The organism is Alkanindiges illinoisensis DSM 15370 (assembly GCF_000619845.1).
Classification (GTDB): domain Bacteria; phylum Pseudomonadota; class Gammaproteobacteria; order Pseudomonadales; family Moraxellaceae; genus Alkanindiges; species Alkanindiges illinoisensis.
This window is the reverse complement of record NZ_KK211037.1, coordinates 1-19662: the sequence shown is the minus strand read 5'-3', so window position 1 is coordinate 19662 and position 19662 is coordinate 1. Positions and strand designations below refer to the sequence as shown.

The window sequence follows — 19662 nt, the reverse complement described above, 5'->3', positions numbered from 1 at the left end:
ATAGCACGGTGTTTACTCAGTAGCACAGCATAGCGTTTTTTAAGCAGCAAACAAACTGCTGTGTGTGCGTTGATTGTAGAGGAAATCCGGCATCCTGTTTAAGCCATTGTAAACTGCTGTATTCAGCATAAACTCTGTTGTTTCATTGGCTTCCAATGTTTAGCTTTTATTAATTTTTGCCGGTGAAACCTGCCAGAACGGGTATTGTTCGCTATATTACCCGCATGATTCTCAGCTTTTCAGGAATAACACGCGCATGAGCCAGCATAGCTACGATGTGGTCATTATTGGGGCAGGCACTGCCGGACAGTCGGCATACAACCAGGTGGTCAAACAGACTAGCAATGTGCTGGTTGTGAATGCTGGCCCCTGGGATACCACCTGTGCGCGTGTGGGCTGTATGCCCAGCAAGTTATTAATTGAAGCGGCCAAGTATGCACAGGCCAGCCAGCATGCCAGTGAATTTGGTATTGCTAACCAAACCCGCATTGATGCCAAAGCAGTCATGCAGCGCGTACAACACTTGCGGGACTACTTTACTGGTCATGCGCAGGCTGTGGTCGATCAGTGGCCTGCCGAGCACAAAAAACAGGGCAAGGCGCATTTTATCGATGCCACCACGCTTAAGGTGGGTGAGGACACCATTTACACCAAAGCCAGCATTATTGCCACGGGGTCTATCCCGCGTGTTGATCCGCAATGGCAACAGGCACTCAAGCACAAACTGCTCACCAGCGATACCATTTTTAACCTTCCGGCCCTGCCCAAAAGCATGATTGTGGTCGGTAGCGGGGCAATTGGCATTGAGCTGGCACAGGCACTGGCCCGGCTGGGGGTTGAAGTGACTCTCATGGGTAAAGGCAATAATATTGGCGGCCTGAGCAATCCTGACTTGCGCAAGCTGGCCACTGCATTGCTCACTCGGGAACTTAATTATATTGATAACAGCAGCATTGAGCAGGTGTACCTTGAGGCAGATCAGGTAGTACTGCATTATCATCGCAGCCTGCCGGGCCAGCTCAACCAGCATAGCGGGCAGGCTAAAGCCGAATACCTGCTGGCTGCCATTGGCCGTGAAAGCAGTCTCAATACGCTGGGTCTGGACAATATTGATGCCAGATATCAGGGCATCAAAGGCGCTGTCCAGCATCCGCTGACCATGCAGCTTGATAACCTGCCCATTTTTATTGCCGGGGATGTATCCACCACGCAAGCGCTGCAGCATGAAGCAGCCAATGCGGGCCGGATTGCCGGCATTAACGCTGCGCATTACCCGGAGATCAAGCCATTTGAACCTTATACCGGACTGAGTATTGTTTTTAGTCAGCCGCAAATGGCTACGGCAGGCCAGTCGCATCAGGCATTAACCCGTGCCAACACTCCGTTTGCCTGTGCCGAAGTGTCGTATCGCACCCAAGGCCGCGCCACCATTCAGGATAAAAACGAAGGAGCCCTTCAACTGTATGGCTGTCCGCAAAGCCATAAGCTCCTGGGTGCAGAACTGCTGGTCAATGATGCCGAACATCTGGCGCATTTGCTGGCGTGGTCCATCCAGCAGGGCCTGACTATCGAGCAGTTACTGGCCATGCCGTTTTACCACCCGGTACTGGAAGAAGGACTGCGTACAGCGCTGGTGCGCCTACGTGCACAATTGCCGGAACTGGCGCCGTAGGAGATTCATTACTAAAAATTGAAATGCTGTTCAGCGCATCCTTTTAAAAAACCTGGCCAAAGATAAATCCCAAAGACTTACAAAGGGCTGCAATGCTCTTACCAAAAGTGCACTCAGGCTTTAATGAACGCTACACGTCCTGTTGTTAGGGTAAATAACAATTAAACCCATGAGGAGCATTTCAATGAGCAATAACGTTGATCACTATCCCAACGGTGCACCGGCACAGGAACAAACCCATCAGCCGGGCGATCAGGATGCCATGTATCCGGCGCCGGAAATTATCAAGGCCAGCCATAAGGGTAGCGGAAAACTGGATGGCAAGGTCGCGCTGATCAGTGGCGGTGACAGTGGCATCGGCCGCTCGACAGCCGTGCTGTTTGCCCGTGAAGGTGCTGATGTGGCCATTATTTATCTGGATGAAAATGACGATGCCGAACAAACCAAAAAACTGGTAGAACATGAAGGCCGCCGTTGCCTGATTATTCAGCAGGATGTGGGTGACCATGAGGGTGTAAAAAAAGCAGTGCAACAGGTGATTCAGCAATTTGGCAAAATCAATATTCTGGTGAATAACGCTGGGGTGCAATATCCGCAAAAAGATATTACCGATATTGATGATGAACAACTGGAAAAAACCTTTAAAACCAACATCATTGGCATGTTTAATACCACTCGTGCTGTATTGCCGCACTTAAATGAAGGCGACAGCATCATCAACACCACCAGTATTACCAGCTATCAGGGCCATGACGAGCTGATTGACTATGCATCCACCAAGGGGGCGATTACCACCTTTACCCGCAGCCTGTCCAGCAACCTGATGAAGCAAAAACGCGGTATCCGGGTTAATGGCGTTGCACCGGGGCCAATCTGGACGCCACTCATCCCCAGCAGTTTTGATGCCGAGGAAGTGGAAAAGTTTGGCAAGGACACGCCAATGGGACGCATGGGGCAGCCGAGTGAAGTTGCACCTGCCTATTTATTTCTGGCGTCGGATGATGCCAGTTATATTACTGGTCAGGTGATTCATGTAAATGGCGGATCGATTGTTAATGGCTAGGCTGGCTGTGCTCAAACTGCAAAAGCCTGGTTGCTAAAAAGCCAGTTTGACACGCTGTCTGATCAGTAGGGGTTTTCATCGAAGCCCTTAGCAAATTCAATATGCCATAAAAAAAGCTGAAAACTTTTAATCCGGTTTTCAGCTTTTTTAATACTTAAAAAGCACGTGGCTTTTTAAGTATTAAACAGTTGCCATTACGCCTTATTCTTCGACTTTTAGTAATTCAACATCAAAAATCAGCGTGCTGTTTGGCCCAATGGTATTGCCTGCACCGGTTTCACCATAGCCCAGCTTGGCTGGAATAAAGAAACGGTATTTGGCGCCTTCCTGCATCAGTTGCAGGCCTTCGGTCCAGCCTGCAATCACCTGATCCAGCGGGAAAGTAATTGGCTCACCGCGGTCAATCGAGCTGTCAAACACGGTGCCATCAATCAGTTTGCCTTCATAATGCACAGTCACCTTGGCCTTGGCGGTTGGGCGCTTGCCCGTGCCCTGTTTGATCACTTCATACTGTAGTCCGCTAGCCGTGGTAGTGATACCGGGTTTTTTAGCATTTTCCGCCAGAAACTTGGCACCCGCGTCGCTATTTACCTTGCCCTGCTGCTCAAAGACTTTCATGTCTTGCGCTTCCTGGTTGTGCTTGTATTCCAGTAAGGCTGCTTTCATTTGCTCTTCACTTAAGCCAGCAGGCTTGCCGGCATAGCCATCACGGAAGCCCTGAATGAAGGTATTCACGTCCAGATCCTTGACGGCTTCGGTGTTGCTTTTGCCCATGATATAGCCAAAGCTATAGCCCACTTTTTGCAGTTCAGAGCTATTTTCATTAATGCTGCTGGCCGGGCTGCTACTGGCTTTCTTTGTGCTTTTGGCAGGTGCTGCATAAGCTGCGCCATACAGGCTCAATACACCGCAGGTTAGTCCCAAAACAATTTTTTTCATGATTTCAATTCCATTACTTTCATTAACCTGAGGCAGTTACTGATGTGTCTTGCAGGTTAGTTGCCACTGACTTGGCAAATGACTGATAAAAAGGTGTTAATACAGCAAAACAATAAAATGACAGTAAACATAATCCCAACCAACCCGGCAGTAACTGGCTTAAAGCCAACGCTGCTGCCGGATGGTTACGACTTACCTGTTTAAGGATTTACCTTAATCAGGGTCACATCAAAAATCAGGGTACTGTTAGGCGGAATGGCTTCACCTGCACCGGTTTCACCATAGCCCAGACTGGCTGGAATAAAGAAACGGTAATGGGCACCTTCTTTCATCAGTTGCAGGCCTTCAGTCCAGCCCGGAATCACCTGGCTTAAACCAAAGGTCAGCGGTTCGCCACGCTTGATGGAGCTGTCAAACACCGTGCCATCAATCAGCTTACCTTCATAGTCAACTTTAACTTCGGACGATGCCGTGGGCGTCGCACCGGTGCCTTCCTTGATAACCTGATATTGCAGGCCGCTGGCTGTGGTGATTACTCCCGGCTTCTTGGCATTGGCTGCCAGAAAGGCCTCACCTGCCTGAGTGGCGCTATTGGCAGTTGCCTGTTGCTGCTGTTGTTGTTGCTGCAGGTGCTGTTGCTGCTGCTTTTGCACTTCCTGCTGATAGGCCATTAATGCCTGATTAATTTCCTGTTCGGTAAAACGCGGCGTTTTTTTGGCCTGACCATCGCGCATGCCTTCAGCAAACAGCTCGGTGTCCATTTCCGGTGGCGTCTGGCTGCTCACCTGATAGCCCAGCGCATAGCTGATTTTCTGGATATTACTGGTGGCAGCATTGCTGGTCTGACCAGTCTTGGCATGCTGACCCGGAGTGGCCTGTTTGGCCAGATAAACCGGAGTTAATGCGCCACCGATGATGATAGCTGCAAGAACAACGGGAAGCGCTTTACTCATAAAAATTCCATCATTGATACAATCATTGTGCCTGCTGTGCATGACATGCTCTTTTTATCACACTGGCCAGCAGTTTTCATTACCCTAACGTGAGCATAGATTAGCGCTTTTATCTGCCTTGCCAAGTAGTTGCCATGATTTTGCGCAAATTTTTTGTTAAATCCTGACTTGTCCTAATTTTTTAAGGCAGCAAATGCAGCAATGGCCCGGTCACGGCTTGTTGCCAGATCAACCATCGGCGCCGGATAATCCAGTGTTCCGGCTTTTACACTACGCGATAAATGTGGGGCATGAATGGATTTATTGTCCAGATACGCAAGTTCCGGCAGCCACTGGCGAATAAATGTGCCATCCGGATCAATTTTTTGTGACTGGGTCACGGGGTTAAAAATACGGAAATACGGCACGCTGTCTGTGCCTGTCGATGCACTCCATTGCCAGCCACCATTGTTGGCTGCCAGATCACCGTCAATTAGATGTTGCATAAACCATTGCTCGCCCAGTCGCCAGTCAATCAGCAGGTTCTTGCTTAAAAACATGGCCACAATCATGCGCAGGCGGTTGTGCATCCAGCCGGTTTGTTGCAGCTGGCGCATGGCAGCATCAATCAGGGGAAAACCGGTTTGGCCCTGCTGCCAGCGTTGCAAGTCATCGGGTGCCTGCCGCCATGCCAGTTTTGCAGTGTGCGGCTTAAAGGGCTGATGACGGCTGACCTGTGGAAAGCCCACCAGAATATGCTGGTAAAACTCGCGCCATAACAACTGGGTAATCCAGGTATTAATCCCTTCATCTGGGCCAAACAGCTCGCCTTTGGCCGCCTTTAGTGCCGCATGCAGGCATTGCCGAATTGAAATAATCCCTGCGCTCAGGTACGGTGATAACTGGCTGGTGCCGCTTAAAGCCGGAAAATCACGCTGCCCGGCATAATCGCTGATGGCTTCGTCAGCAAAATCATCCAGCCGTTGCCAGCCGTGGGCTTCACCAGCTGGCCAGCATTGCACAATGTGCGGCTCAACCGGCTGAAAACCGGCAATCTGTTGTGGGACAGGGTCGCTTTGAATGGGTAACTTTGCCTGTGGCTCAGGTGCGGACAGTATTTGCGGAAGCTGGTCATACAGGACTTGCTGACACACCCGCTTAAACTGGCCAAACACCTTGAAATAACCACCGCTTTTGGTAGTGATACTGCCCGGCTCAAACAGCAACTGATCCAGATAACTGCTAAAACCAATCTGCTGTTGCTGTAGACACTGCTGAACTGCGGTATCACGCAGCCGTTCATTCACCGCATATTCGGCATTACAATGCACATGCTCAACCTGGTACTGCTGACAAATCTCCAGTAACACACCGGGAATCTCCTGCCACCAGTCACAATGGCGAATCAGCAACGGGATATTTAAACGCTTCAAATCTGCCGATAACTCAATGAGTTGATGCCGCCACAAGTCAACCTTGCAGGCGGCGTCATCATGCTGTTGCCACTGCTTGGGCGTAATGATGTACAGGGCAAGCACTGGCCCCTGACTGGCTGCCGCGTCCAGTGCAGTATTGTCGTGAATACGCAGGTCGCTTCGAAACCAGTGCAGGTGCATGCTGTTTAATCCAGATTTATCATGGTATTACTCGACAGTCACACTCTTGGCCAGGTTACGCGGCTGGTCTACATCAGTACCGCGCAACACTGCCACATGGTAAGACAGCAATTGTACAGGCACGCTATACACAATTGGCGCAATCCAGGCATTGGCGGTTGGAATATACACCACATGCTGACGGTCACTATTGGCAATACCGCTATGTTCATCGGCAAATACAAATAGCTCGCCACCGCGCGCCTGCACTTCCTGCATGTTGGATTTGAGCTTGTCCAGCATGTAGTCATTGGCAGCCAGTACCACGACTGGCATGTCATTATCCACCAGTGCCAGCGGGCCATGCTTTAATTCACCCGCTGCATAGCCTTCGGCATGAATATAGGAAATTTCTTTTAGCTTGAGCGCGCCTTCCAGTGCAATCGGGTACTGCGTGCCACGGCCCAGAAATAACGTGTGGCGTTTTTCCACAAACTGGCGTGACATGGCTTCAATGTCCTTGTCCAGCGCCAGACACTGGTTAATGATTTTGGGCGTCTGCCACAGCGCCTGCACCAATTCCTGCTCCTGTGTAGCAGTCAGTGAGCCATTGATTTTGCCCAGTTTTAACACCAGTAGCATCAGGGCAGCCAGCTGGGTGGTAAAGGCCTTGGTGGAAGCCACACCAATTTCTGGCCCGGCCTGGGTCAGCAAATGCAGGTCGGTTTCACGCACCAGTGATGAAGTGGGCACATTGCACAGTGCCAGCGACACGATATTTTTCTGTGTAGCGGCTGCACGTTTCTTAATGTCGCGCAGGGCTGCCAGTGTGTCTGCGGTTTCACCGGACTGGGAAATATAAATGAACAGGGTGTTATTCAGCACTACCGGACTGCGATAGCGGAATTCACTGGCAATTTCCACCTGACATGACAAGCCAATCAGCTGCTCACACCAGTATTTGGCCACCATGCCGGCATGATAGCTGGTGCCACAGGCAATGATTTGCACATGCTGAATGGCTGGCAAAACCTCAGTGCCACTGCTTAAAAAATCATCTTTTAACTGGTTGTGATCCAACCCAACTGACAAAGTATGCTGAATGGCATCCGGCTGCTCATAAATTTCCTTGAGCATATAGTGCTTAAAACCGCCCTTGTCACTGCTACTGACACTAATATCCAGTTCATTGACCGCACGGCTTACCCGCTCGCCCTGATGGTAAATTTCAACATCGCTGCGGGTCAGGCGTACAATGTCGCCTTCTTCCAGATAAATAAAGCGGTTGGTCACTGGCAGCAGCGCCAGCTGGTCAGAACCAATGAAATTCTCGCCAATGCCAAGGCCCAGCACCAGAGGTGAGCCCTGACGGACAGCAATCAATTCATCCGAATGTTTGGCATCAATAATGCCCAGCGCATAGGCACCATGCAGGCGTGGCACAATGGTTTGTACTGCCTTGAGCAGGTTATTGTGCTGCTGCAGTGCCTGATGCACCAGATGCGCCACCACTTCGCTATCAGTTTGTGACTTGAACACATAACCAGCCTGTTCAAGCTCGTTTTTAAGCTCCTGATAATTTTCAATAATCCCGTTATGCACCACAGCCACATCACCGGACATATGCGGATGGGCATTGTCCTGCGTAGGCTTACCATGGGTAGCCCAGCGGGTATGTGCAATACCAATGTTGCCATCTATTTTTGATGTCTTCACACTGGCTTCAAGTAGCGCCACTTTGCCTGCTTCACGCGCACGATTAATTTGCCCGTTTTCCAGCAAAGCCACCCCGGCAGAGTCATAACCCCGGTATTCCAGCTTTTTTAAGCCTTCAATCAGCACCGCGGCCACATGACGCTCTGCAACTCCCCCAACAATACCACACATAGCTTTTACCTTTTATTTAATCGGGTTTTTAACGGGACGCTGATAATTTTCAATATTGCGTTGCTGCCCGCGCGCAACAGCCAGAGTTTCATCCGGGACTGCTTTGGTAACTACTGAACCTGCACCCACTGTTGCTCCATTGCCAATCTGTACCGGCGCCACCAGTGATGAATTGGAGCCAATGAAGGCTTTATCGCCAATAATGGTTTTGTGCTTGTTGGCACCGTCATAGTTGCAGGTAATGGTGCCCGCGCCAATGTTGCTGCCAGTGCCAATCAGGGCATCGCCAATATAGGCCAGATGGTTGGCTTTGCTGCCCTGACCCACTTGTGAATTCTTGATTTCTACAAAATTACCCACATGGACGTCATCTGCAAGTGCCGTGCCGGGACGCAGGCGGGCAAACGGACCAATATGCGCGTTACTGCCCACTACTACATCATCCAGTATGCTATACGGTAGAATGACTGTGCCAGCACCCACTTTGGCATTTTTCAGGATACAACCCGCGCCAATTTGCACGCCATCAGCCAGTTCACATTCACCTTCAATGATTACATTGACATCAATGCGCACATCCTGACCAGTGCTCAGTTGTCCCCGCAAGTCAAAGCGCGCCGGATCACTCAGGGTGACACCGGCTTTGAGTAACTGCTCGGCCTGATACGCCTGATAACGGCGCTCAAGCGCTGCCAGTTGCAGGCGGTCATTCACGCCTTCCACTTCAAATTCATATTCCGGCTGGACGCTGCCAATGTCCAGCCCGTCAGCCACTGCCATTTCTACAATATCGGTTAAATAATATTCGCCCTGGACATTATTATTGGACAGCTTTGGCAACCAGCGGTGCAAACAGGCATTGTCAACGCAGTAAATACCAGTGTTGATTTCAGTAATCTGGCGTTCCTGTTCGCTGGCGTCCTTGTGTTCCACAATACGCTGGATCTTGCCGTCCTTGCGCACAATGCGGCCATAACCAGCAGGATTAGCTACCGTCAGGGTCATCATGGCAATACCGCCTGCTGCGGCTTCCTGCAATTGCTTTAGGGTCTGGGCACGAATCAATGGCACATCACCATATAGAATCAGGCTTTGACCGCTGGCAGGCAAGACTGGTAGCGTGACCTGTACTGCATGGCCAGTGCCGAGTTGCTCGGTTTGCTCTACCCAGTCTACTGCTTGCTGGCTAAACGTGTTTCTCACATACTCACTGCCATGACCAATCACGGTAATGACCCGTTCTGCCCCCAAACGGGTGGCCTGTGCAAACACATGGCCCAATAATGGCTGTCCGGCCAGTGGCTGTAACACCTTGGGCAGGCGCGAATTCATGCGTGTTCCCTTACCTGCTGCCAGAATAATTACCGATAATGTCATTGTTGTTTAAACCCTAAACCTATTAGTCCCAAATCATTAAATTGCGGTATCGCCCGTGACCACAATTAAACCGGCGTATAATACCGCAGCCGCAATGATTCCTGCCAAAATATCGTCAATCATGATGCCAAAACCGCCAGTCAGCTGATGGTCGGCATAACGGATTGGCCACGGCTTCCAGATATCAAACAGGCGAAACAGGCCAAAGGCAACTAAAATGCCCAGCCAGTGCATCTGGTGAAATACCATCAGTGGCAGCAATACAATGCTTTGCCCCGCAAATTCATCCCAGACAATACGCGCATCATCATGCACCTGCATAATGTCGGCGGTACGGTCACAGATCCAGACGCCCAGCACGGTCATTAACACAATGCTAATGATGGTGGCGCTAATGCCAAGCCATAGCCATAGCGGCGCCAAAAACAGCACTACAAATGAAGCTACTGTACCCGGTGCCTTGGGAGACAGGCCAGAGCCAAATCCCACCCCCAGACTGTATAAAATCTTGTCCAGTATGGACAGCTGACGAAAATCAATGGCAATTTTCTGCGCAGGCTGCTTAGTCAAAATGCTGATATCCTTGCAAATTCATCTCATAAGGCTGTTGCTGATACTGCAAGGTCAAACCTGAACCCTGAATAATTTGTCCAATCACCTGCACCTGAAACTGTCCGGCAAACTGCTGGCAAAACGCATCAAAATGTTCGGGCGACAGGGTAAAACACAGTTCATAATCATCGCCGCCGGTCAGCGCCAGTTGCCATGCCTGTTGTCGCGGCAATTGCTGTAAGGTTGATGACAACGGCAGGTTTTCCAGATGAAGCTGCGCGCCAACCTGACTGGCTGCCAGAATATGACCCAGATCCTGCGCCAGCCCATCGGAGACATCCAGCATGCTACTGGCATAACCCTGCAAGGCCATACCTAGCAGGTTACGCGGCTGCGGATAATCCAGACGCTCCTGCAACTCACTGCCGGGATGATGAAGCGCATAGACTGCATCGCCCAGCGTATTGGATACCACCACCAGATCACCGGGCCTTGCCCCATCACGCCGTATCGCCCTATCCTGTTCCACCCAGCCCAGTGCAGTCACTGTAATACTAAGCACAGCACTTTTGGTGGTATCACCGCCAATCAGTTGCACTTGCAGCGGCGCACAGCAGTCAAAAAAGCCACGGCTAAACTGAGCCAGCCAGTCCGGATCAACCTCAGGCAAACTAATCGCCATCAGCACGGCAAACGGTCGTGCTCCCATGGCTGCAATATCTGATAAATTAACCGCTGCTGCCTTCCAGCCAATCGCATGCGCGGGAGTATCCTGCGGAAAATGCCGACCGGCCACCAGCGTATCACTGGTAATGACCAGTTGCTGACCAGAAGGCGGCTGGATGAGGGCAGCATCATCGCCAATGCCCAGCACCACGCTACTGGCCGAGTCATTTGATGTGGCTAAAGCAGCGTGCTTAAAATACTGCTGGATTAACGCAAATTCATTCATGGGCAGAACATAAATTTCAGCAGCAACATTGGCATGACCTGTTTTACTGGTACAACCTGTTTTTCCATAAAAAAAACCGCCAAGACTGAGCTGACGGTTTTAGTCAATGCACTTAGGAGAACTCAAGCTCTCTTTCAAAAATACGTAGCTCGTGGCGCGCCATGGCCAGATTGGACTTGGCCCGGTCCAGCACCAGATACAAGAACAGTTGCTGATTGCGTTCCAGCGGCCGGATCAGGTGATACTGCTTGCTCAGGCTAATCAGGATATCTTCAATGTTATCATCCAGTTGCAAGTTTTCAGCCACCTTGCGTTTGGCCAGTACCACCTCGGTATTGCCAGCGGCTGCCAGCTCAAGGTCAATACCGCCACCCAACGTGGACAGTGTCAAACCACTGGTACAATCCACCATGGCTGCTGCAACAAAACCGTCGATTTTGCTTAACGGTTCAAGAGAAAGTTTGCCCATATCCTGCCTCAAAATCATGCCTTAAAATCAGGCTTTCCTTTACTGGTTTTTCTCGGCAGCCCGTAACTGCTGAGCCAATCGATCCAGTACCCCATTCACATACTTGTGACTATCAGTTGCACCAAAATGCTTGGCCAGTTCAATGGCTTCATCTATCACAACCCGGTAAGGCACTTCAAGCCGGTCACGCAGCTCAAACGCACCCAGACGCAAGGTGGCCAGTTCCACACCATCCAGCGCACTTAAGTCACGATCAATCAATGGCTTAATCAGCTCATCCAGTGCTGTAGTATGCTGGATCACCTGCGTTAACAACTGGTGGTAATAGCCAATATCAACCTTGTGCATGGCATTTTCAGCACGGGTACGTGCTTCAATTTCATGTACCGGGTTATGGGTCATTTGCCATTCATACAAGCCCTGCAAGGCAAAACGACGTGCCTTGCGTTTGGCAGCAAATGTAGTGGGATACTTAAAGCTGTCTTGCTGCTCACTCATGTCATTAAATCGCCTTGAGCAAATTAACCATTTCAATGGCAGTGACTGCGGCTTCACTGCCCTTGTTACCGGCTTTGGTTCCTGAGCGTTCAATCGCCTGTTCAATGCTGTCAGTGGTCAGTACGCCGTTAATCACCGGCAGACTATATTCCAGACCCACCACGCCCAGACCCTTGGCACATTCACCAGCCACAAAGTCAAAATGCGGGGTGCTGCCACGGATAACAGCGCCCAACGCAATAATGGCATCATACTGGCTACTGGCGGCCAGCTTTTTGGCCACAACAGGCAATTCCCAGGCACCTGGTGCACGCACAATCGTAATATTGGCTTCATTCACGCCGTGTCGTTTTAGCATATCTACAGCGCCGTCCAGCAAATGCTCGACCACAAAGCTGTTAAAACGGCCCACCAGAATGGCATAACGGTCTTCACTGCCCTGATGCAACTGACCTTCAACAGTACGAATGCTCATGTTTAACCTCAAAATTGATTAATAACCAGTTAATAATGTAAATGCCTGATCAAGCTGGCTTTACTTTCCACGCTTTAAGCGCATTGAAAGTAAAGTTACGAAACAAGATGATTTATCTCTGCATGCTGTGAAGCAAGGCTTCACGATACTTAATGCAGAACATCTGCATTGCCCTTAAGGCAGCGCTTTAGCCTGACAGAAAACCACACTTGCGAAATATGTTTCTCATCACTCGCAGCATCTGAGACATATATGTCGCAAGGCGTAGCGCTCCGCTTTATCTTCAAACTCGCAGCGCAGCTGCTCATCTTGCGCTCGGACGGAACAGTGCTCCGATTTATCCTCACAGAAAATCATAGATTTTCTCTTGCGCTCGGGCAGCGATTATCAATCGCTGCTTATCCTCGCTCAGGTGCCAAATACTCCACCACTTCCAGATCAAAACCGGACAGAGCATTAAAGCGCAGTGGTGAACTCAGCAGGCGCATCTGTTGCACCCCAACATCACGCAAAATCTGTGCACCCACACCAATGGTGCGGTATTGCTGCGACAAGGCCTTGGAAGAAGGTTTGCCATCCTGTTTAGCAATATTCGCCAGTGCTGTACCCAAATCTTCCAGTACCGGCTGACCAATCCACACCAGCACACCACGCTCACTGCCAGCAATGGTTTTTAAAATGCTGTCAAGATGCCATGCGGATGTCTCCTGCTGTACATGCAGCAAATCACGCACCGGATTAAAGCCATGCACGCGTACGGTGCTCACGCCTTCCGCCGGGTTGCCTTTAATTAATGCAACATGAATGTCGGGACTGCCTAATTCGCGGTAGCGACGCAAACGGAACTGGCCATATTCGGTATCCAGTTGCTGCTCATCCAGACACTCAATGGTTTGCTCATTGGTCATGCGGTAATGAATCAGGTCAGCAATGGTGCCAATCTTGATGCCATGTTTTTGCGCAAACACTTCAAGGTCAGGACGGCGTGCCATCTCGCCATCTTCATTGATAATTTCACAAATGACCGAGGCTGGCTCAAGACCCGCCAGTCGCGCCAGATCACAGCCTGCTTCAGTGTGACCTGCCCGATGCAGTACGCCACCTGGCTGCGCCATTAATGGAAAAATATGGCCCGGCTGTACAATATCCGTTGGCTTGGCCAGTGGGGCTACCGCGGCCTGTACGGTACGTGCCCGCTCGGCTGCCGAAATTCCAGTGGATATACCTTCAGCGGCTTCAATGGACAGGGTAAAATTGGTGCCATGCTGGGCGCCATTGCGCTCCACCATCAGCGGTAAATCCAGCTGCTGGCAGCGTTCCTTGCTTAAGGTCAGACACACCAGACCGCGCGCATGCGTGATCATGAAGTTAATGTCTTCCGGACGCACATGGCTGGCGGCCATGATGAGGTCGCCTTCATTCTCACGGTCTTCGTCATCCATTAGAATGACCATACGACCGGCACGGATGTCGGCAATTAGCTCTTCAACGCTGTTGAGCTGCATGAAATTTACCTTGATAAAAAACTATCCGGTGCATTGTTAAGGCTTGCACTGGATTAAAAAAACGTTTGGCGGGCTATTCTACCGATTTTTTCGCTGTTTTGCCCAACTTTAGTCGACATATTCTTATTTTCATGTTAACGCACTGGTTAGCATCACAGCGTCTGAACGCCTTTATGCTGCAAAATGTACAGGCATTTTATAATAGCGCTTAAACCGCTTACGGTTTTTGGCTGCATTTTCCCGGTCATCTTGATTTGTTTTATCAGTCTGGGTTGTTCTATAATGAGCCATCACTGGGGAGTAGCCGCAGTGTTGGCCTTTTAAAGGTTCACACTGGCAGTCGTCAACATACTTGCTTAACAGCCACACTATCTGGGCTGAACTGGCATGGCGGCTGTAATCCTGCTGCTGGAATAATGCAGATGTTTGCCTCAAGCATCGTACAGCTATTATCCGGCAGGACTGGCAAGACCTTTGATTTTATCTTTGTTTCACGCTAGTCCAATCATTCTGGACTGGTGCGGCACGTCTGGGCTGGCAAAAGATAAAATCACTGGTTTATTGTGCCAGCCCGGAACCTCACCATGAATGCCTTTTTGATTTCTACCGGCCTTGTGGCGCTTGCAGAAATGGGCGACAAGACCCAGCTCCTTGCTTTATTGCTTGCTGCCCGCTATCGCCAGCCGCTGCCAATCCTGATTGCCATTTTACTGGCCACCCTGTTTAACCATGCCCTGGCTGCAGCCTTGGGAGCATGGCTTGCCGATTTTTTAAATGCCGAAGTATTGCGCTGGATTCTGGGCATTTCCTTTATTGCCATGGCTGGCTGGATGCTGATTCCCGACAAACTGGATGATGAAGAAGACAGTATTGGCCGCTGGCAGCGCTTTGGTGTATTTGGCGCCACTTTTGTGCTGTTTTTTCTGGCTGAAATTGGTGATAAAACCCAGATTGCCACGGTGGCACTGGCTGCACGTTTTGACAGTCTAATGCTGGTGCTGGCTGGCACGACACTTGGCATGATGATTGCCAATGCACCGGCTGTTTTTATTGGTGACCGTTTGGCGGGACGTCTGCCCATCAGCCTGATTCACCGGATTGCCGCGCTGATTTTCCTGCTGATTGGCATCAGTGTGTTTTTGTTTAAATCACCTTAAAGCCTGTTTTTAGTCTGCTCATGTCCAGACTATTCATTAAAAAAGCCAGTCTACTTGAAACTGGCTTTTTTTAAACTCATTGTTATTGCAGCCTGGTTCTAGGTAGTTGCAATTAGCCCGTTAGTCTTCCAGTTCTGCTGTGGCATCAGTTTGGGGCTGCTGTACAACTGGGCGACTGGCGGGCTTATCTCCGGCCAGAATCCGTTCACGGGCTTTGCTGACAAACCGCGCTCCCTCAACATTCATAGCCGTGACCAGTAATGCTTCACGGGTTTGGGCATCGGTTGGGCTATCAAACGGGGATAGCTGGAAATACTGTTGCAGGTTCAACACCTGATCATCGGTTAAGTGCACGGCCAGCTGGTTGGCATCAACCTGATGAATCAGGCTTTGTGCCAGTGCCTGCGCAGGCTGGTTGTGTTGCGGCTCAGCCAGCGCCGTGCGGGTATGCAAGGCAAAGCGCTTGATGTCACGGTGGCGGCGATACACCACTTCGGTCAGCAAGTTAAACAACTGCGCCAATTGGGCCAAAAATAGCGCACTTTGCGGATTGTTGCCTGATGCACTCACAATCGCGCCACTTTCGCCAAACGGCTGTACGATTTTACATTCTACCGGCTTGCCGCCTAGCGCATCAAAATGCTGGCGGTTTTGCTGGATTGCCTGTTCCAGCAAGGTCTGGCACAAACTAAAATACGGACGCGCCAGGCCGGGACTTAAAGTGCCCAGCAATTGCTTGGGGTCAACAAAACCAATCCGCAGGATAAATGCACTGTCCTGTGTTTCTGTCGTTGAGCCATCGTTGCTAGAGCTGGCTTGAGCAGGTTTCGGGATTTCAGCAGGATTGGCCATTGCCCGTGCCATCACTGCATTTTTCTGTGCCTGTTCTGCATGCAGTTTTAAAGCTAGCAGTTGTTCCTGCAATTGCTGCTCACGCGCCAGTGTCGCCAGATATTCGCGCCGGGTTGGACGCGCTACCACGCGATACAATAGCCACAGTAACAGATGCGTGATTAATGACAGCAATATAGGTAGCCACTGGGTACGAATCATTTCACCAATGCTGGGCTGAATCAGCGTGAGTTCAATTTGCCCAATGCTCTTTTGATCCAGCAAGACTTTCTTTTTAAAGACCTCACCTGAGCGTGTGGGCGCATTGCCACTGCTGGTCAGCACCCGGCCATCCGCAGCCATGATTTTTAAGGATGCTACATCGGGACGGCTGGTGTAGCGATTGGCCATTAATGCCAGCGACACCGTATCCACTGGTGCCAGCATGGCAAGGCTGTCATCGGCCAGCTGTCGTGTCATTAAATCGCCCTGAATGGCGCGTGTATGACTCAGCTGGTGGTTGGTCGTATGCACCATCAGGATGACATGCACGGCAAAACTAATAATCAGCAGGCTGGCATACAGCCCTTGGCGAGGCGCGTTCAAGTGAAAGTTCCTACTGTGTAAACAGGCAAATGGATGACAAATAGATTATGATTCTACACGACTTGCTTCTCAAGCCTGAGACGATTAATGCGTGAAATAATTCTTATCTCTTTTTTAGGCCCTGATCAACCTAACCAATTTAACCGAATGATGCAGGTGTTGACCACCCATCAATTGGATATTTTAGATGTCGGACAAGCGGTCATCCATAACCAACTGACGCTGGGCATTGTGGTGGCCAGTGATCAGCCCACTCAGGCCGCGCTGGCCATGAAAGACATGCTGTTGCTGGCACACGAAATTGGCCTGACCTTGTACTTTAAACCGATTAGTTTTGAGGAATACCAGCACTGGGTCAAAGAAGGCGGCAGAACCAAATATATTGTGACAGTGCTATCACGTGAATTGACCGCGGCACATTTGCAGGCTGTTACGCAAATTATTTCCCAGCATGGCTTCAACATTGAAACTGTTACCCGTTTATCTGGCCGTCTGGGCATGGATGACAGTGATAGCGAGCAGCATCGCAAGGCCTGTGTGGAATTTGGCTTAAGCGGTCAGCTACTGGATGCACAGGCGCTGCGTGCCGATTGTCTGAAACTGAGCACTAACCTGTCGATTGATATTGCTGTGCAGGAAGACAATGCCTATCGCCGCAACCGTCGGCTGGTGTGCTTTGACATGGACTCTACCTTAATTGAGCAGGAAGTCATTGATGAGCTGGCGCTGGAAGCCGGGGTTGGCCCACAGGTTGCTGAAATAACCGAACGTGCAATGCAGGGTGAGCTAGACTTTAAGCAAAGTTTTGCCGCACGGGTGGCATTGCTCAAAGGGCTGGACACCCAAGTGCTGGAAAAAATTGCCGCACGCCTGACCATCACTGAAGGCACTGAACGGCTGATTGCCACGCTGAAGGCACTGGGCTATCGCACAGCGATTTTATCGGGTGGTTTCCAGTATTTTGCTGAGATGCTACAGCGCAAGCTAGGCATTGATGAAGTGTATGCCAACCAGCTGGATGTCGTGGATGGCATTGTCACCGGTGAAGTGATTGGGCAGGTGGTGGATGGCAACCGCAAGGCTGAATTACTGCGTGAACTGGCCGAAAAGCATGGCATCAGCCTGCAACAGGTGATTGCCGTAGGAGATGGTGCCAATGACTTGCCCATGCTGTCCATTGCCGGACTAGGGGTAGCATTTCGTGCCAAGCCATTAGTACGGGAAAATGCACGTCAGGCCATCTCCAGCGTGGGTCTAGACGGAATATTATATCTGCTTGGCGTTCGTGATAAAGATTTGTAAACCTTTAATCTACATAGACTATAAGGTTTTTACGTTCTGAAACTGATTATTTTTTACACAATATTTTTATTGGTTTCAGAACGGTTACAATCCATTTTAATATTTTGTCATAAATCGCGTAACGTGCTCATTGCTAATAAAATAATCAAATGACTGCTTCACCCTTAAAAAAAATATTTTGGCAATTTTTTGCTGGTCAGTGAATGTAATGACAGGCAAATCCAGTTACATAAGTGCTTTTTTAAGCTTTGAAGCCTGTAAAAATGTAATGACATTTAGCCTACGCGTCACTCCATGACGCAATAGGCATTTTAACCTCTTTTCAAATTTATGCAGTTACGCATAATAGCGCCATGACGCAGCATTTCTGGTTTTACCGGCATTTTGCCTTAACTGGCATCTTGTATTATTAGATGATAATTCGCCGGGAAGCCTGCCACGTCATGAGGGTGAGTTACTGAAAAAATAGCTGCTAATTAAATTAACGCTACTTAAAAACAGATAAACAAAACCTGAAAACGCATTGTTGCAGCACAACATGGGGTCTGGTGGTGATGTCATGCTGCACAATAGTGCAACAACTTAGATTACGGTGTCCCGCACACCCGTACAGGAGGGTTCATCATGTTAAATGGTGAAATGAGCACAATGATTGGTGGTGGTCTGGTGGCCTTGGGCATGATCATCATATTCTTTTCTCCGTATCGCCGCTGGCTGGGCTTCATGCTGGCAGGAATGCTGTTCTGGTGTTTCCTGGAAATTATCCGGGTGTGCAGCCAGTACCTGTTTAGTTTTACCGATTTTCAGGGTTATATGACCGGCGTAGGTGCAGCACTGGCATTGCTTGCCACCTGGCTTGCTGCGACCAATGAACAGTCTGTGGTAACCCAGCAACGCTGCATTGAACATACGCCAGTGTATGATGATGACCTTGGCTCTCTGTCAGGTCACTAAGATCAATCATGCTGGCTTAACTGTGGCCAATGGGCCAATGACCCCGTTAAGCCAGCATGAGCCAGTTATTTTGAGTGAAATGTTAGAAAAATAGACTTAAAAAAAACAACATAAATGAAAAACTTATCACCTAGCCTGCGGGTTTGGTTGATAGCATGATAAAGCACCCTGCTGGTTCATTTGGCTTGCTTCATTTTTGACTTGTCAATTCATTGCAAAGGCTAGCCACAGGCGCTAGCATGCAAGCCATAGTGATTATCAGCTATTTGCCAGAATTTAAATATCAAGAGTTAAATCATGAATCTATCATCCCTTCCCGTTATCAAGTTACCCCTGATTAATGTCAGCACCGATCCGTTTGATCTGCTACTGGTGGCTTTAGGCCTGCGCATGCAGCAACTGTCCAAAACCAGCCCCAAGTTTATTGAACTGCTGCATGGCCGTAACTTCACCTTACAGCTGGAAAGCAAAAATGGTATTTCTCGCCATTTTATTATTCAGGATGAACACGTCAAAATGGCATCAGGCACAGCAGCCAAGCCGGATTTTACCTTGCGTTTTGAAGATAGCCTGTTTGCAGTACAAACCCTGTTAAAAGGTGATCCCACTGTATTTATGACCGGCATGCAGTCTGGCAAAATCCAGATGGAAGGTGATTTTTCCTTACTGATGTGGTTTAACCAGGCGGCCAAGCTGATTGCCCCCAACATTCCAAAACCTGTGCTGAAAAAAATCAAGCAGGCACAGCGTTTTATCATGGACAAGAAAGCAGCTTTAAAAGGATAAGTTTTCATGCAACGCACAGACTGGACACGAGGTGAAGTGGCGCAGATTTATGGACAGCCGTTTAATGACCTGCTGTTTACTGCCCAGACTGTGCACCGCCAGCATTTTGA

19 protein-coding genes and 1 pseudogene are annotated in these 19662 nt (G+C 49.7%); 7 read left to right on the top strand and 13 right to left on the bottom strand.

The genetic code is table 11. The annotated features are described in order from the left end of the window. The first annotated feature begins 256 nt into the window (after window positions 1–256). Complete coding sequence (locus tag Q337_RS0114375) at window positions 257–1672, top strand: dihydrolipoyl dehydrogenase (RefSeq protein ID WP_026472176.1); 1416 nt, start codon at window positions 257–259, stop codon at window positions 1670–1672. 184 nt (window positions 1673–1856) lie between these two features. Then, complete coding sequence (locus Q337_RS0114370; protein ID WP_026472175.1) at window positions 1857–2735, top strand: SDR family oxidoreductase; 879 nt, start codon at window positions 1857–1859, stop codon at window positions 2733–2735. Between the two features lie 201 nt (window positions 2736–2936). Here the strand turns inward: Q337_RS0114370 and Q337_RS0114365 are convergent, their stop codons facing one another. The 12 genes from Q337_RS0114365 to Q337_RS0114305 all read right to left on the bottom strand — a co-directional run bounded on the left by Q337_RS0114365 (window position 2937) and on the right by Q337_RS0114305 (window position 14351). Beyond that, on the bottom strand, window positions 2937–3674 hold the full coding sequence (locus Q337_RS0114365; protein ID WP_026472174.1) for an FKBP-type peptidyl-prolyl cis-trans isomerase: 738 nt from the start codon (window positions 3672–3674) through the stop codon (window positions 2937–2939). A gap of 200 nt (window positions 3675–3874) precedes the next feature. Beyond that, a complete protein-coding gene (locus tag Q337_RS0114355; RefSeq protein WP_026472173.1) occupies window positions 3875–4627 on the bottom strand; it encodes an FKBP-type peptidyl-prolyl cis-trans isomerase in 753 nt (250 codons plus the stop codon). Between the two features lie 173 nt (window positions 4628–4800). Continuing rightward, on the bottom strand, window positions 4801–6222 hold the full coding sequence (phrB, locus tag Q337_RS0114350) for a deoxyribodipyrimidine photo-lyase (RefSeq protein WP_026472172.1): 1422 nt from the start codon (window positions 6220–6222) through the stop codon (window positions 4801–4803). Between the two features lie 27 nt (window positions 6223–6249). Continuing rightward, the gene (gene glmS, locus Q337_RS0114345) at window positions 6250–8088 is read right to left on the bottom strand and encodes a glutamine--fructose-6-phosphate transaminase (isomerizing) (protein WP_026472171.1); all 1839 of its coding nucleotides are present in this window, start codon (window positions 8086–8088) and stop codon (window positions 6250–6252) included. 12 nt (window positions 8089–8100) lie between these two features. Beyond that, window positions 8101–9465 (bottom strand): bifunctional UDP-N-acetylglucosamine diphosphorylase/glucosamine-1-phosphate N-acetyltransferase GlmU, encoded by a 1365-nt coding sequence (gene glmU, locus Q337_RS0114340; RefSeq protein ID WP_026472170.1) that lies wholly within the window; start codon window positions 9463–9465, stop codon window positions 8101–8103. Between the two features lie 36 nt (window positions 9466–9501). Then, window positions 9502–10035: a phosphatidylglycerophosphatase A family protein gene (locus Q337_RS0114335; protein WP_034280591.1), complete on the bottom strand. Its 534-nt coding sequence runs from the start codon at window positions 10033–10035 to the stop codon at window positions 9502–9504. Beyond that, a complete protein-coding gene (thiL, locus tag Q337_RS0114330; RefSeq protein ID WP_026472168.1) occupies window positions 10028–10969 on the bottom strand; it encodes a thiamine-phosphate kinase in 942 nt (313 codons plus the stop codon). The genes Q337_RS0114335 and thiL overlap by 8 nt, the downstream gene beginning before the upstream one ends. A gap of 112 nt (window positions 10970–11081) precedes the next feature. Further along, a complete protein-coding gene (locus Q337_RS0114325; protein ID WP_026472167.1) occupies window positions 11082–11438 on the bottom strand; it encodes a hypothetical protein in 357 nt (118 codons plus the stop codon). 39 nt (window positions 11439–11477) lie between these two features. Further along, the gene (nusB, locus tag Q337_RS17935) at window positions 11478–11936 is read right to left on the bottom strand and encodes a transcription antitermination factor NusB (protein WP_051526913.1); all 459 of its coding nucleotides are present in this window, start codon (window positions 11934–11936) and stop codon (window positions 11478–11480) included. A 4-nt stretch (window positions 11937–11940) separates the two neighbouring features. Beyond that, window positions 11941–12411, bottom strand: a complete 471-nt coding sequence (gene ribH / locus Q337_RS0114315; protein WP_026472166.1) for a 6,7-dimethyl-8-ribityllumazine synthase — start codon at window positions 12409–12411, stop codon at window positions 11941–11943. A 398-nt stretch (window positions 12412–12809) separates the two neighbouring features. Next, window positions 12810–13916 carry a bifunctional 3,4-dihydroxy-2-butanone-4-phosphate synthase/GTP cyclohydrolase II gene (ribBA, locus tag Q337_RS0114310; protein ID WP_026472165.1) on the bottom strand — a complete coding sequence of 369 codons (1107 nt, stop codon included), beginning with the start codon at window positions 13914–13916 and terminating at the stop codon, window positions 12810–12812. A gap of 171 nt (window positions 13917–14087) precedes the next feature. After that, the gene (locus Q337_RS0114305) at window positions 14088–14351 is read right to left on the bottom strand and encodes a hypothetical protein (RefSeq protein ID WP_026472164.1); all 264 of its coding nucleotides are present in this window, start codon (window positions 14349–14351) and stop codon (window positions 14088–14090) included. Window positions 14352–14500: 149 nt separating this feature from the next. Between Q337_RS0114305 and Q337_RS0114300 the strand changes: the two genes are divergently transcribed. Beyond that, on the top strand, window positions 14501–15073 hold the full coding sequence (locus Q337_RS0114300) for a TMEM165/GDT1 family protein (protein WP_026472163.1): 573 nt from the start codon (window positions 14501–14503) through the stop codon (window positions 15071–15073). Between the two features lie 120 nt (window positions 15074–15193). Here the strand turns inward: Q337_RS0114300 and Q337_RS17930 are convergent, their stop codons facing one another. Beyond that, entirely contained in the window at window positions 15194–16510 is a 1317-nt protein-coding gene (locus tag Q337_RS17930) for a hypothetical protein (protein ID WP_034280587.1), read from the bottom strand. Window positions 16511–16597: 87 nt separating this feature from the next. On the opposite strand from Q337_RS17930, the gene serB reads away from it, so the two are divergent. From serB to Q337_RS19260, 4 genes and pseudogenes are all read left to right on the top strand, one after another. Continuing rightward, window positions 16598–17812, top strand: a complete 1215-nt coding sequence (serB, locus tag Q337_RS0114290) for a phosphoserine phosphatase SerB (RefSeq protein ID WP_026472162.1) — start codon at window positions 16598–16600, stop codon at window positions 17810–17812. Window positions 17813–18436: 624 nt separating this feature from the next. Further along, a complete protein-coding gene (gene aciT / locus Q337_RS0114285; RefSeq protein WP_026472161.1) occupies window positions 18437–18766 on the top strand; it encodes an AciT family ciprofloxacin tolerance protein in 330 nt (109 codons plus the stop codon). Window positions 18767–19063: 297 nt separating this feature from the next. Further along, window positions 19064–19552, top strand: a complete 489-nt coding sequence (locus Q337_RS0114280; RefSeq protein WP_026472160.1) for an SCP2 sterol-binding domain-containing protein — start codon at window positions 19064–19066, stop codon at window positions 19550–19552. Between the two features lie 6 nt (window positions 19553–19558). Beyond that, a pseudogene (locus Q337_RS19260) lies at window positions 19559–19662 on the top strand (biotin synthase BioB); the annotation flags it as partial.

Excerpts from the sequence above, each read along its gene's own strand:
- Q337_RS0114375 (WP_026472176.1), top strand. The coding sequence starts at position 257 with ATGAGCCAGCATAGCTACGATGTGGTCATTATTGGGGCAGGCACTGCC.
- Q337_RS0114370 (WP_026472175.1), top strand. The coding sequence starts at position 1,857 with ATGAGCAATAACGTTGATCACTATCCCAACGGTGCACCGGCACAGGAA.
- Q337_RS0114365 (WP_026472174.1), bottom strand. The coding sequence starts at position 3,674 with ATGAAAAAAATTGTTTTGGGACTAACCTGCGGTGTATTGAGCCTGTAT.
- Q337_RS0114355 (WP_026472173.1), bottom strand. The coding sequence starts at position 4,627 with ATGAGTAAAGCGCTTCCCGTTGTTCTTGCAGCTATCATCATCGGTGGC.
- phrB (WP_026472172.1), bottom strand. The coding sequence starts at position 6,222 with ATGCACCTGCACTGGTTTCGAAGCGACCTGCGTATTCACGACAATACT.
- glmS (WP_026472171.1), bottom strand. The coding sequence starts at position 8,088 with ATGTGTGGTATTGTTGGGGGAGTTGCAGAGCGTCATGTGGCCGCGGTG.
- glmU (WP_026472170.1), bottom strand. The coding sequence starts at position 9,465 with ATGACATTATCGGTAATTATTCTGGCAGCAGGTAAGGGAACACGCATG.
- thiL (WP_026472168.1), bottom strand. The coding sequence starts at position 10,969 with ATGAATGAATTTGCGTTAATCCAGCAGTATTTTAAGCACGCTGCTTTA.
- Q337_RS0114325 (WP_026472167.1), bottom strand. The coding sequence starts at position 11,438 with ATGGGCAAACTTTCTCTTGAACCGTTAAGCAAAATCGACGGTTTTGTT.
- nusB (WP_051526913.1), bottom strand. The coding sequence starts at position 11,936 with ATGAGTGAGCAGCAAGACAGCTTTAAGTATCCCACTACATTTGCTGCC.
- ribH (WP_026472166.1), bottom strand. The coding sequence starts at position 12,411 with ATGAGCATTCGTACTGTTGAAGGTCAGTTGCATCAGGGCAGTGAAGAC.
- ribBA (WP_026472165.1), bottom strand. The coding sequence starts at position 13,916 with ATGCAGCTCAACAGCGTTGAAGAGCTAATTGCCGACATCCGTGCCGGT.
- Q337_RS0114300 (WP_026472163.1), top strand. The coding sequence starts at position 14,501 with ATGAATGCCTTTTTGATTTCTACCGGCCTTGTGGCGCTTGCAGAAATG.
- serB (WP_026472162.1), top strand. The coding sequence starts at position 16,598 with ATGCGTGAAATAATTCTTATCTCTTTTTTAGGCCCTGATCAACCTAAC.
- aciT (WP_026472161.1), top strand. The coding sequence starts at position 18,437 with ATGTTAAATGGTGAAATGAGCACAATGATTGGTGGTGGTCTGGTGGCC.
- Q337_RS0114280 (WP_026472160.1), top strand. The coding sequence starts at position 19,064 with ATGAATCTATCATCCCTTCCCGTTATCAAGTTACCCCTGATTAATGTC.